The organism is Teredinibacter franksiae, from assembly GCF_014218805.1.
GTDB classification, from domain to species: domain Bacteria; phylum Pseudomonadota; class Gammaproteobacteria; order Pseudomonadales; family Cellvibrionaceae; genus Teredinibacter; species Teredinibacter franksiae.
The window spans coordinates 405,756-419,179 of the sequence record NZ_JACJUV010000008.1 but is presented as its reverse complement, the minus strand read 5'-3'; the positions used below and the strand labels follow the sequence as shown (position 1 = coordinate 419,179).

9 protein-coding genes are annotated in these 13,424 nt (G+C 46.9%); 8 read left to right on the top strand and 1 reads right to left on the bottom strand.

Going from position 1 to position 13,424, the window contains the following annotated elements; genetic code table 11:
* The first annotated feature begins 117 nt into the window (after nucleotides 1-117).
* From H5336_RS21445 to rhaI, 8 genes are all read left to right on the top strand, one after another.
* The gene (locus tag H5336_RS21445; RefSeq protein WP_185236493.1) at nucleotides 118-1,008 is read left to right on the top strand and encodes a substrate-binding periplasmic protein; all 891 of its coding nucleotides are present in this window, start codon (nucleotides 118-120) and stop codon (nucleotides 1,006-1,008) included.
* A gap of 94 nt (nucleotides 1,009-1,102) precedes the next feature.
* On the top strand, nucleotides 1,103-3,037 hold the full coding sequence (locus H5336_RS21440) for a sialate O-acetylesterase (RefSeq protein WP_185236492.1): 1,935 nt from the start codon (nucleotides 1,103-1,105) through the stop codon (nucleotides 3,035-3,037).
* Nucleotides 3,038-3,535: 498 nt separating this feature from the next.
* Entirely contained in the window at nucleotides 3,536-4,927 is a 1,392-nt protein-coding gene (locus tag H5336_RS21435) for an FGGY-family carbohydrate kinase (RefSeq protein WP_185236491.1), read from the top strand.
* Between the two features lie 6 nt (nucleotides 4,928-4,933).
* Nucleotides 4,934-6,250 (top strand): class II aldolase/adducin family protein, encoded by a 1,317-nt coding sequence (locus H5336_RS21430; protein ID WP_185236490.1) that lies wholly within the window; start codon nucleotides 4,934-4,936, stop codon nucleotides 6,248-6,250.
* 63 nt (nucleotides 6,251-6,313) lie between these two features.
* Entirely contained in the window at nucleotides 6,314-8,425 is a 2,112-nt protein-coding gene (locus tag H5336_RS21425) for a beta-galactosidase (protein ID WP_185236489.1), read from the top strand.
* The gene (gene rhaM, locus H5336_RS21420) at nucleotides 8,425-8,739 is read left to right on the top strand and encodes an L-rhamnose mutarotase (RefSeq protein WP_185236488.1); all 315 of its coding nucleotides are present in this window, start codon (nucleotides 8,425-8,427) and stop codon (nucleotides 8,737-8,739) included. Before H5336_RS21425 ends, rhaM begins: the two co-directional genes overlap by 1 nt.
* Before the next feature lie 155 nt (nucleotides 8,740-8,894).
* Nucleotides 8,895-10,994: a bifunctional rhamnulose-1-phosphate aldolase/short-chain dehydrogenase gene (locus H5336_RS21415; protein ID WP_185236487.1), complete on the top strand. Its 2,100-nt coding sequence runs from the start codon at nucleotides 8,895-8,897 to the stop codon at nucleotides 10,992-10,994.
* A 61-nt stretch (nucleotides 10,995-11,055) separates the two neighbouring features.
* Nucleotides 11,056-12,348 (top strand): L-rhamnose catabolism isomerase, encoded by a 1,293-nt coding sequence (rhaI, locus tag H5336_RS21410; RefSeq protein ID WP_185236486.1) that lies wholly within the window; start codon nucleotides 11,056-11,058, stop codon nucleotides 12,346-12,348.
* Between the two features lie 267 nt (nucleotides 12,349-12,615).
* Here rhaI and H5336_RS21405 read toward each other — a convergent pair whose 3' ends face one another.
* The gene (locus H5336_RS21405; protein ID WP_185236485.1) at nucleotides 12,616-13,392 is read right to left on the bottom strand and encodes a DeoR/GlpR family DNA-binding transcription regulator; all 777 of its coding nucleotides are present in this window, start codon (nucleotides 13,390-13,392) and stop codon (nucleotides 12,616-12,618) included.
* Nucleotides 13,393-13,424 lie beyond the last annotated feature (32 nt).

Genomic DNA, 13,424 nt, shown 5'->3' with positions numbered 1-13,424 from the left:
TAGAGACTCGCACGTTTAAAACCTTATAATCGACAGTTAAATGCACAGCCAAGCGCTATAAAAATATACATGAGCTGTTTTTTAATCCGTTTTTTTTTGTGCCTTGCATTAGGCCTGATGTTATCAGGCCTCGTCGCTGCTTGTGAGCTGCGCGATGGTGAATCGACGCCTATGCTATGGTTCCCGCCAAAGTACAAGGCGAAGGAGCCAGCGGAAGACTACACCTTCAAAATCATTCAGCTTATTCTGAATAAATCTGAGGCGAAATATGGCCCATGCGACGTACGCATTCTAAGGCGTGATCTACCCCTGCGACGGATGATGCTCTATTTGGAAAAAAATGAATTGATAGACGTAATCTCGCTTACCGTAAATCAAAAGCGGGAGACCACGCTAATCCCTATCAAAATCCCTATTGCCAAAGGCATGGTGGGTTTTCGCGTGTTCATTATTCGTAAAGGGGATCAGCCGCGTTTTAGTCAGATTAACAACCTTGAGGATTTAAGGGGTTTTGTCGCCGGGCAGGGCAAGGGCTGGTCGGATGTTGAAGTTCTGGCGCAAACCGGTTTGCGCAGTGTTACTACCGATAATGTACCTTCGCTGGTAAATATGCTCGTAGCTGGGCGGTTTGATTATTACCCCCGTGGTGCACGCCAACTTATTCCAGAACTTAAAATTTACGAAGGGTTGCCTGTTCAGGTGGAGTCTAAATTGGTATTGAGTTACCCCAGCATGACCGCGCTTTACGTCAATCCAGAGCGCCAGAATTTAGCGCAACGCTTGGAGTATGGGTTAAATATAGCCATTGCCGATGGCAGTGTAGATAAACTTTTTTATACGCACCCAACGACGTCAACGGCACTAAAAAAACTTAATTTTGAAAAGCGAACCATTATAAAAATGTGTAACCCCATGATTCCTGATTGGGTTCCTACGGACAAATCGAATTATTGGCTGTACCCCTGGCCGAAAGACCTCTGTGCTCGTAACGGGCCGCGAACAAAATAATCTTATAATAGGTTACCCAATAGTAGGTTTACGCTAAGCAGGGTGAAAGTTCTTATGTCAAATTACCATCAATACGATTTAAAAAGAGAAAAATATGAGGTTTATACCGTTCTTTCATAGGGTTGTAACTTTGGGCGTATTGTTACTGCCGGCGTTTTCCATGGCGTCTATTCAGTTGCCCTTATTGCTGAGTAATGACGCTATTATTCAGCGCGACCAACCCGTATCTATTTGGGGCTGGGCAGAACCGGAGCAGGCCGTAACCATAAAGCTGAATGATCGTGTTCAAGTCGTAGATTCTGATGCCCAAGGTGAGTGGCAGGCAATATTTGAACCGCTGAAAGCGGGCGTAAGTGTATCGCTTGTGGTTAAGGCGGGCGGCGAGATAAAAACAGTCAACAATATGCTTGCAGGTGATGTGTGGGTTGCTTCGGGGCAGTCCAACATGGAGTGGCTGTTACAAGACAGCCTAGGTGCAGAAACGGAATTACAATTACTTAATAATACCAATATTCGCCATTTTAAAATCCCGAAAAGCTGGAGTGTAGCACCTGAAAATAGATTGGCGGGTGGCGAGTGGTTTTCTGCAACGAGCGAGCATGCGGGTGAGTTCAGTGGTGTGGCGTATTTCTTTGCCAAAAAAGTGGCTGCACAAACGGGTGTACCCATTGGCATTATTGGCAGTAATTGGGGCGGCAGCTCTATTGAAGCCTGGATGAGCTATAGGGCGTTGGGTTTATCGGTTGAGGAAATTCAACAAGTATTGGGAAAGCACAAACAAAAAAATGATGATTACAGGTCGGCACAGCTAAAACAAATGCAGCGTTGGCCCGGTGCACTGGTAAATAAATTAGGTGATGCCGATGCGGACTGGAGTACTGCAGAATTACAAACGAATGAGTGGGCCGAAATTTCTGTGCCAAGCTTGTGGGAAGGGCAGGGCTACAATGGTGTCGATGGGATTATTTGGTACCGTAAACAGTTTCAATTAACTCACGAAGATATCGCTGGCGGAATTACGCTAGGTTTAGGCCGAATTGATGATAACGATATTACCTGGGTAAACGGTGTAAAGGTTGGGGAAACCAGAGCGTTTAATGAAATTCGCACTTACTCTGTTCCTGAATCAGCTTTAAAGCCTGGGCTTAATAGCGTTGCGATTCGCGTAGAAGATACCGGCGGTGGTGGTGGAATTTATTCCGATGTAGAGCTGTTGTACGTACAGACAGCCGAAGGTAAAAAAACGTCTCTAGCGGGTGAATGGCTATTTAGGCCAGATAAAGTATTTGTTGATACCGACGGTGCAATGAATCAGGTTGAAACAGCGCTGTATAATAAAATGATGTACCCATTGTTTCAGTACCCGGTAAAAGGCGTGATTTGGTATCAAGGTGAATCCAATGCTTTTGAGGAAACTCGGGCCACGCAGTATGCCCGCCAGTTTCAGCAGATGATTATCGAGTGGCGACAAAAGTGGGCTCAGCCTGAGTTAGCCTTCTATTGGGTACAGCTCGCTAGTTTTGATACGAATGATGGCGATTCGTTAGTGAGGCCCTGGGCAACTTTGCGCGAATCACAAACGGCGGCACTAACGCTACCCAACACTGGGCAGGCGATAACAATCGATGTTGGTGATGCGAATGATATACACCCGCGCGATAAAAAAACGGTAGGTGAGCGGCTGGCTGTCATTGCACTTAATAAAACCTATGGAGACAAAAAACAGCATTACCGGGGCCCAGAGCTGAAGAGCGTAAAACTAAAAGGTACGTCATTGGTCATAAAATTTAATTCGGCAAAGGGCTTGGCTATTCGAGATGGTCAGGCATCCGTATTGGGCTTTGAGGTAGTAGATCAAGCTGGAAAGCTCGTGCCTTTGGAAGGGCTAGTGAAAGGTACAAAAGTAGTGCTCAAGCTGAAAAACCGTTCACCCGTAGAAGTACGTTATGCTTGGGATGATAGTCCGGTTAATGCCAATTTAATGGATGGCGCTGGTCTACCCGCAGAACCTTTTAAGGTGCAGTTATAAAAGCCAAAAGCTTCTCTCTTTCCTACAGAATTAAAAGGGCCGTATGTGTTGGGCAATAAATGCGTTTTAGCCCCGAGGTGATTTCCCCCGCACAAGCTAAAAGCGTATTCCAAATTCGAGGCAACAGGTCAAATGATGGGTTTGTATGCCGACAAAACTAAGTTCTTGCCGTTAGGGTATGGTGCGGTAATGTTGAGTGTGACAGGTGTTCCAGGGGGGAGTCATACATTAGTCAAAACAAGCTAACCAAGCATAGCGTATACGCTATGAAGCAACATTCCACCTACCTCATTGTACGTATTATTGCTCCAAGTAATTCTGATATCAGCCCTAGCGTGTATGGACCCGTCTTGGGGAATTGATGACTCGCATCAAATGAAAAAACGTCAAATTCGATCATATGATGTCAAAAGGTGTTATATTATAGGTCTGGATGGTTAGTAATAGTCGAATATGACTAATTTTTGGTCGGTTAGTGATGTGTTAGGAGAGGTACCATTGACTACACAAGCGAACGTACGCTGTAGCGCTGTGTTTGATATTGGCAAAACCAATATCAAACTCAGCCTGTTAGACAGTACTTCTGGTGAATTGATAGCCAGTGCGCTAACTGAAAATCATGTGCTTGAAACTGGGGAATACCGCAGTGCGAATACTGATTCTATCTGGTGCTGGTTTAAGCATCAGATAAAACAGTGGGCAGGGGAGTTTGCAATTGAACGAATTGGTGTAACCACCCATGGTGCCACCATTGCCTGTGTCGGCAAGGAGGGCTTGGTGTTACCGGTTCTCGATTATGAATACGGTGCAATCGACGAGATTCGGCACGAATACAATGCCCAGCGTCCACCTTTTACTGAAACCTTAAGTCCGGCACTGCCTTTTGGCTTGAACTTGGGCGCACAAATATTTTGGCTTCAGACAAAGTTTCCCGAAGCTTTTGCTCAAACGCAACAGCTATTGTTCTACCCGCAGTACTGGTGTTATCTGTTGACCGGTCGCTCAGTGTCAGAAATGACGTCGCTGGGCTGCCATACCGACCTCTGGAACCCAAACACGAAGGGTTATTCTTCCTTGGTTGAAGCCCAAGGCTGGAGTAAGCTTTTCCCTCCTATCTCGGCCACCGGTGAACGCCTTGGTTTCATTCTCCCGGCATTAGTCGAGGAGCTGGGTTTACCAGATAGCTGTGAAGTTTATAACGGTATTCACGACAGCAACGCCTCACTGGTTCCACACCTTTTTCGTCAAGAGGCACCCTTTGCTGTTGTGTCGTCTGGTACTTGGATAATTATTGCAGGCATTGGCAGTCCCACCAGTTGTTTGGACGAAGACAAAGACATGCTTGCGAATGTTAATGCTTTTGCTGAACCTACTTCCTGCATTCGCTTTATGGGCGGGCGAGAATGGCAAGTGCTGGCGGGAACCGAAGATGCTTCGGAGGCCGATTTTATTGCGCTTCACCAACGCGGTATTTTTGCTTTACCAGCCTTTTCGGAGCAAGGCGGGCCCTATAGAAACAAAAAAGGGACAATTGTCGGCATAGAAACACAGGAACTGAGCGAAAGCGAAAAAACAGCTTTGGCAACCTTGTATCTGGCACTTATGACCGATCATTGTCTTGAATTCCTAAATCAAAATTCCACAGTCATTATTGAAGGTGCCTTTGCCCGCAATACTTGGCTAATGCAAATATTGGCCAGCTTACGCAGCAAGCATAAAATTTTATTTTCGCGAGATGCAACCGGTACAACAGCCGGAACAGCATGCCTTTTTGATCAGGCCAATGCCAAAAACTGGCCCTACGAACTTTTTTCGGCGGAGGCCACGCCCGTTTTCCAATCTTTTATCTCATCTTATAAACAAGCATGGCTGTCACTGCTTTCAAGGTAATTGTTAATGAACGAGAATTCACAAGACGCTCGGGACCAAAAATTTAAGTATCTTCACCCAGTTGACCAGATCGTAATGATCATGGAGCGTATTTATAACTATGAAATGACAACCACCTCTGGTGGCAATATTTCTATACGAGACGAAGAAGGCCGAATATGGATAACACCGGCAGGTGTCGACAAAGGTAGCCTTACTCGAGATGATATCGTTTGCATACTTCAAAATGGTGAGGTTGAGGGTAAGCACAAGCCCTCTTCTGAATATCCTTTTCATTTGGCTATTTATGAGGCTCGGCCCGATTTAGATGCAGTTCTACATGCACATCCTCCGGCGCTTGTTTCGTTTTCTGCAGCCGGTAAAACACCCGATTTACATATGCTGCCGAATACACGACATATCTGCAAGGCAGTCGATTTTGTACCCTACGGTTTGCCGGGTAGTGCAGATTTGGGAGAAAAAATAGCGTTATCATTTGGGGAAGGTTTCAATACAGTATTACTGGAAAATCATGGTGTTGTAACGGCCTCTCCAAATTTGTTTGAAGCATTCAAACAATTTGAAACGTTGGATTTTTCTGCTCGTATACAAATAAAGGCCCAGGTGTTGGGTGGTCATAGCTGTATTAGTGTTGAGCAAATGACAATCTACGACAAAAAATGTAACGACTTACCCGAATTCATCCCCGGCACTCCCTCCAGTAAAGAAAAAGCGATTCGGCGCGATATAGTTCAAATGATGCGGCGCAGTTATAAACAGGGCCTCATCACCAGTACTGATGGCACCTTTGCCGTTCGGCTGGATGATACTTCTTTCTTGATTTCGCCTTATAGTTACGATCGAAAATATTTGTGTGAAGGTGATATTGTTCTGGTGAAAAATGGTCGTCGAGAAAAGGGAAAATTTCCAAGTAGGTCGAGTAGATTGGTAACCGAACTTTTTCGAGTACATGCTGATGTTAAGGCTTTTATACTGGCCCATGCGCCCAATGTGATGGCGTTTAATGTCGCCGGTAAAGAATTGAATTCTCGTATTATTCCCGAGGCGTATATATTGCTGCGTGATATTGCAACGCTGCCTATTGAGAGCCTCACCCAAGATCACACACGTATAGTTAATCAAATCTCCGCACGCCAACCATTGGCGATGGTGCAGAACAATGGCATTTTGGTCACGGGCGAAAGTCTATTGCAGGCATTCGACCGGCTAGAAGTTGCGGAGTACACAGCAAAAGCCATTATTGGGGCGCATCAGTTAGGTAGCGTCAAAGTGATGAACGATGCTGTTATTGATGAGCTTGCTATGGCTTTCAATTTGCCCTAGTTCGGTTGTTAGTTGGATTATTTGTCAGAGTGACATTACAAATTAAGTGCTGAGGGAAAGTTCATGACGCTCGATCGAAGGCAGTTGCTAAAGCTCACCGCTGTAGCTGGCACGCTACCGGTGCCAGGGCTTCGGGCGGAGGCGTCGTCTCCGGTACCCTATCAACCGAAAAAGCTTTATCACGGGGTAGCCTACTACCCAGAACTCTGGCCGGAAGCCGATATCGATCGTGATATTGGTGAAATGAAAAAACTTGGCATTAACGTCGCGCGTATGGCCGAGTTTGCCTGGTCTACCATGGAGCCGAAACAGGGGGAAAAAATATCGCTCGATTTTTTTAAACGGGTAATGGACAAATTACATGCAGCCGGCATTGACGTTGTATTGTGCACGCCCACGGCTACACCACCCATTTGGCTCACTCACAACCATCCGCAGCGTTGCCACAAAAACGCCGAAGGCGAAATTTATATTCATGGCGCCCGCCAGCATGCCAGTTATGAGCACCCAGCCGTAAAAAAAGCTTGTTTTCGCATAATAAAAGCGATGGCAAAAGAGTTGGGCGGTCATCCAGCATTAATTGCTTGGCAGCTCGATAATGAAATGAAAGCCCATGTGGCGGAAGACTTTAGTGATGCCGCGGTGGCCGCATGGCATAAGTGGTTGGAGAAACGTTTTGGTACGATTCAACAGTTAAATAAAGCCTGGGGTACACACATTTGGAGCCAGCATTACCAGCGATTTGAACAGGTGCCGGCGCCATTAAAAACACCTTTTTTACATAATGCCTCACTGAGTACGGCCTACCGCATGTTCTGCCGCGAAAGTGTTGCCGACTTTATGGTGGCGCAAAGGAATATTCTAAAAGGCTACTCCACCCAGCCTATTACTCACAACGACAACCCAGCATTTAATATCCACCACGAGCGCTCCATGCGTGCGCAGGATTTTGCTTCTTATGATGCCTATCCCACCGCTCAGCAATGGGGTTCTCTGGTATTTCGTTCTGATTTATACCGCGCTGCAATACCTGGTAGGCCTTTTTGGTTAATGGAGACCAGTACGGCACACAACGGTTGGTTGGGCAATCATCAACCCCCACACCCTAAAGGCTATTTAGTAGCTGAAGCCGTTTCGGTTTACGCCTTGGGAGGCGAAGCCTTTTGCTACTGGCTTTGGCGTCAACAGCGTTCCGGTGCAGAGCTGCCACATAGTGCGGTGATGAGTGCTTGGTTCAAACCGAGTATTGGTTACAGTGAGGTGCAGCAGGTTGGTCAGGCACGTGAACAGTTGGAGCCCTTGCTGATTGGCACTCAAGTGTTAACGCCGCAGGTAGCCGTTACATACTCTGATCATGCGCGCGCAATGATCGAAACCGAAGCTCTGGATAAACGGGAGGGGTTTCCGAAGCGCTACCGAGGAGTCATTGAGCACTGGCATTCGGTCATTCGCGACCTAGGTTATCACCGTGAAGTCCGTTTCGAAGGGGCAAATTTATCTGGTCTGAAATTACTGATTACGCCTGCAATGCCCTATGTAAGCGAAGCATTTACGCAGCGAATTTTTAAATTTGTTGAGGCTGGAGGGATATGGATCGCCGGGCCGGTTACGGGTACTCGGGGGCGTGAGCACACGGTGCCAACGGAGGCGGGCCTAGGGTTGCTGGATGCGCTGGCTGGGGTTGCCACCCGCTACGTGGTACCGCTCACAAAAACGAATACAACAGGTAAGGCTTTTGGTTTATCTGTTCCGTTAAGTGGCTGGTGTGCTGCGTTGGAGCCTGAGCTGGGCACAGAGAGTCTTGGTGTTATAGAGAGTGGCGTTGCCGCCGGTGAGACATTTATCAGTGAGCGTAAGCTGGGTCGCGGGCGAGTGGTGGTTTTAGGGGCACAACCCCATGGTGAAAAGGGTTTGGCTCTAGTCCGAAAAATGATTTCACACTATGCCGAACGAGCTGGAGTCACTCAAAAGTTTGAGGTAACACCGGGTACCATTGTTAGCCCCAGAATGACGGCTGCTGGTGGCGAGCTATGGCTGGCAGTCAATATGGACGGCAAGGGAGGCCGGCTGCAACTGCCTCCAAGGTCGATAGAGGCTCAAACTGGGCAGTCGTTAGGTCATTCGGTCGAAATTGGCCCATACCAGTGGCAGGCAATAAACATAAGGAGCAAATAATGGAAAAGATTGCTTTCACTATGCAGCTCAATCCGGGCTGTGAAGAAGAGTACAAAAAGCGCCACGACGACATTTGGTTGGAGCTGGTTGAGGAGCTTAAGGCTGCAGGTATTCAGGATTACTCCATTTTTTTAGATGAAGTATCGAATACCCTCTATGGCGTACTCTGGCGTACTGATAATCATGGTATGGATCAGTTGCCAGAAACGGCCATCATGAAAAAATGGTGGGCTTATATGGCCGACATAATGGACTCAAACCCCGATGGTAGCCCGGTGGTTACGCCGCTGAGACAGGTTTTTCATATGGTCTGACGGCCGGCGTGGCTGTTTTTGTGCAATGACGATTGCCTGTTAAAAACCAATCAGTTACAATCGAAAGTGATCAAATTAAATCATTACATGTAGTTGAGCGATATTCTGTTGCAGTTTTTTACGTGTAATTAGAACAAGATAAAGGTGTTTATTTTATGGGAACTGTATTGGAAAACCTGTGGGACGATGAATACGCGGCCACGCTTAGCGAGCCGGAGCTATTAAAGTATCGTTCAAACCTATTAGGCTCAGATTTGCGCATTACCAATTACGGTGGTGGTAACACTTCAGCCAAAATCATAGAGAAAGACCCGCTTACGGGGCTTGATGAGGAAGTGCTTTGGGTAAAAGGCTCTGGCGGAGACCTTGGCTCCATCGAATTGAATGGTTTTTCCACCCTGCACCTGAAGAAGTTGTACCAACTTAAAGAGCTGTATCGCGGGCTGGAATTTGAAGATGAAATGGTGGCATACCTGCCGCACTGTACCTTTAACCTCAACCCCCGTGCGGCCAGTATTGACACGCCACTGCATGCCTATATTCCCCATTCCCATGTCGATCACATGCACCCCGATGCGGTTATTGCTATTGCCTGTACCGCCAATAGCCGATCTCTTACGGAGCAAATTTTCGGTGGTGAATTGGGTTGGTTGCCTTGGCAGCGTCCAGGTTTTGACCTTGGCTTAAAGCTTGAAGACATGGCCGAAGCTAACCCGCACATGCACGGAATTGTGTTGCAGGGGCATGGCTTATTTACTTGGGGTGATAGCGCTAAAAACTGTTACCTGAAAACCTTGGAAATCATCCAAAAATGCGCGGCTTGGTTGGAAGAGAACAACCAGTCTGAAGCTTTTGGTGGGGTGAAATACAACAATCTTCTGGACGCCAAGCAGCGTGTACAAATCGCTCAAGAGTTGATGCCTTCGATTCGTGGCAAGATCAGTGACGATCAATATAAGGTGGGGCATTTCAACGATTCAGCTGAAATTTTACAGTTCGTAAACTCGAAGGAGCTTGCACCATTGGCCGCATTGGGTACTTCCTGCCCCGATCACTTCCTGCGAACAAAAATTGCCCCTCTTGTTGTAGCTTTTGACCCAGCGGCCGCCGATATTCTCCAGGCCATTTCCGCCTGCGCTGAACAGTTGGATGAGCAGCTACAGTCATACCGAGCAAGTTACACGGCCTACTATGAACGCTGCAAACGCGATAACAGCCCTGCTATTCGTGACCAAAACGCTATTGTGTATCTTATTCCTGGCGTCGGCATGCTCACTTTTGCGAAAGATAAGGCTACTGCGCGTATTGCCGGTGAGTTTTATATCAACGCCATCAACGTAATGCGCGAAGCGGCGGGCGTTGATACCTATGTGGGCCTAGATGAGCAAGAAGCTTTTGATATTGAGTATTGGTTGTTAGAAGAAGCCAAGCTACAAAGAATGCCAAAAGCCAAATCAATGGCAGGTCAAATTGGTTTTATTACGGGAGGCGCTGGAGGTATTGGTAAAGCGACTGCTATTCGTTTGGCCTCAGAGGGAGCATGTGTGTGTCTCGCAGATATCGATGAAGGCGCGCTCTCCGAAAGTGTTGCAGAGCTGCAGCAGGTGTTTGGCAAAGATGTGGTTCGCGGTGTTCTTTGTGATGTTACAAAAGAGGATACGGTCGTCGCTGCCCTTAAATACAGCGCAGTTGAATTTGGCGGAGTGGATACTGTGGTTGCTAACGCCGGAATCGCCAGTTCGGCACCATTGGATGAAACAGACTTAAATCTGTGGAATCGCAATATGGATATCCTCTCCACGGGTTACTTCCTTACCTTGCGCGAAGGTTTCAAAATTATGAAACAGCAAACTATAGGTGGCAGCATGGTTGTGGTAGCGAGTAAAAATGGATTAGTCGCTTCACCTAATGCGTCGGCTTACTGTGTTGCAAAAGCAGCAGAGGTTCAGTTAAGTCGTTCTGTGGCGTTGGAAGGTGCACCGCTGGGTATCCGCTGTAATGCGGTAAATCCAGACGCCGTTTTGAGAGGTTCGAAAATTTGGACCGGTAAGTGGCGGGAAGAACGCGCGGCGGCATACAGTAAAGGCGGTGATGACCTTGAAGATCATTACCGTAAGCGCAGCTTGTTAAAGCGCAGTGTTTTGCCTGAAGACGTTGCAGAAGCAATTTATTTCCTGGCGTCGGAAAAATCTGCAAAAAGCACGGGTAACATTATTAATGTGGATGCGGGCAACGCCGCAAGCTTCACACGATAATAAATACGGCTGTGCGGATAGAGGGCGCAAAGATCATATTACTTGAAACAGGGTTAAAAAAATGGGATATACGATTACACCAGAGTTTGTAGCGGAGCATAATGAGAGCCACCTGCCAACGGTAAAGCAGGACCACGATGCGCTGGGCGAACGACTGGAAAAGCGCGGCATATCCATTGCCGATATTACCGAAAAGGCTAGTCGCTTTCAGGTGGCAGTCCCCTCATGGGGGGTTGGCACTGGCGGTACCCGGTTTGCACGTTTCCCTAACGTTGGTGAGCCGCGCAATATTTTTGAAAAAATGAACGATTGCGGTGTTATAAACCAGTTGGTACGTTGCACCGGTAAGGTGTCTCCTCATTTTCCATGGGACAAAGTAGAAGACGCAGGTGAATTAAAGCAACATGCTGATAACCTTGGGTTGGGTTTTGATGGCGTTAATTCTAATACGTTTCAGGATCAGGCCAATCAAGAGCACTCATACAAATACGGCAGTTTGAGTCATACCAACAAAGCCACACGCGAGCAAGCAATAGCGCACAATGTGGAATGTATTGAGCTTGGTCAAAAGCTTGGTTCCAATGCCCTTACGGTATGGCTAGCAGACGGCTCGAACTTTCCAGGACAGCAGCATTTTCAACATTCACTGGAGCGTTATCTCGATAGCATGAAAGCCATTTATGCGGCATTACCTGGCGATTGGACAATGTCTATCGAACATAAAATGTTTGAGCCTGCGTTTTACTCGACTGTCATGCAGGATTGGGGCACCAACATATTGTGTGCCATGGAATTGGGCGAAAAAGCAAAATCACTGGTCGATTTAGGTCACCACGCGCCTAATGTGAATATCGAAATGATTGTCTCGCGTTTAATACAGTTTAAAAAGCTGGCGGGTTTTCATTTTAACGACAGTAAGTATGGTGATGACGACCTGGATAGCGGCAGTATTCACCCGTATCAACAATTCCTTATTTTTAATGAGCTGGTTGATGCTGAGTATCGCAAGCAAGAAGGTTTTAATCCATCTTATATGCTTGATCAATCACACAATGTTACGGACCCAGTCGAAAGTTTGATGAATTCGGCTATTGAAGTCCAGCGCAGCTATGTTCAGGCGCTGCTGGTAAATCGTGAAACGTTATACGGTTATCAAGAAAGCAATGACGCACTCATGGCAAGTAACACCTTGAAGGAGGCTTTTAATACGGATGTTTCCAGTATTTTGGTTATGGCCAGAACTAATAATGGCGGCGCAGTAGCGCCTATTCAGGCCTTCCGAGATAGCCAATACCGTAGCAAGGTTGCAGTAGAGCGACCCTCCACCGGGCAAAGTGGTTCTGGAATCGTATAAAAGGCATTTTGTGTCTTCCAGTCAAGTGTTAACGCGCAGCTTTGAGGGGGGGTAAAGCTCTCTCAAGGTCAGCTGCGTGTGGACTCGTTCATATAGATAAGCGCTTTAGGTAAGTATTCTCCCCGAATACACGCTGTGACTCGTAGCAGGGCGTTCTTATAATACGAAGCCCTAGAATAGTTTGTAGAGAAAATAGAATGGAAGTCGAGCTGCTGGAATAGTCCGTAGTTATGGACTAAAAATCAATAGAACTTGGAGCTAATGACCTCAGGATATAATCACTTCAATGCCAAATTCGCGTAATTCCTGCAGTAGTTTTGGATCTGCCTCGTCATCAGTAATTAGTATATCGACCTCTTCTGGTAGGCAGAAAATAAAGTTGCCTCGCTGGCCTATCTTTGAGCTGTCGGCTAACACGATAAGCTGATCGGCCTGTTTGCGCATTTTTTGTTCGGCACGAATCAGCAGTGGGTCAGATTCGGTTACACCTACACGGGTAATGCCCTGGGTACCCATAAACATTTTGCTGCTGTGATAATACTGAATGGTATCTTGCTCGAAGGAGCTAAGAACAATGCCTTGCTCACGATAAAGCTCGCCACCCGGCAACGTAACTTGATTCTCCCCGTGCTTGCCAATGTAGTGAGCCAGCTTAAAGGAGTTGGTTAGGATACTTACGCTGCGTTTGACCAGAAACTCTCCCATCATGAAGGTGGTTGTTCCTCCATTTACGATAATGGGTTCTCCTTCTTGGCAAATCTCGACAGCTTTTTCGGCTATACGGCGTTTTTTGTCGGAATGCATTTCGTGATTGGTTTCGAACGAACTGGCGGATAATGCCCGTTGTGTTGGCTCCTTCCCGCTTGCAATCGATTCGGCGCCGCCGCGAATTTTTTTCAGTTTTTGCAGCTCAAATAGCTTATTTATGTCGCGGCGAATGGTGGCTTCAGAAGTGCTGAGTTCATTAGATAGATGACTAACACTGGCAAAGCGTGCTTGCTCTACTAGATCGATGATCAGTTGGTGGCGTTGTTTTTCTAACATGGTAATTTCAGCTTTCGTTCGTGATGGTGGTT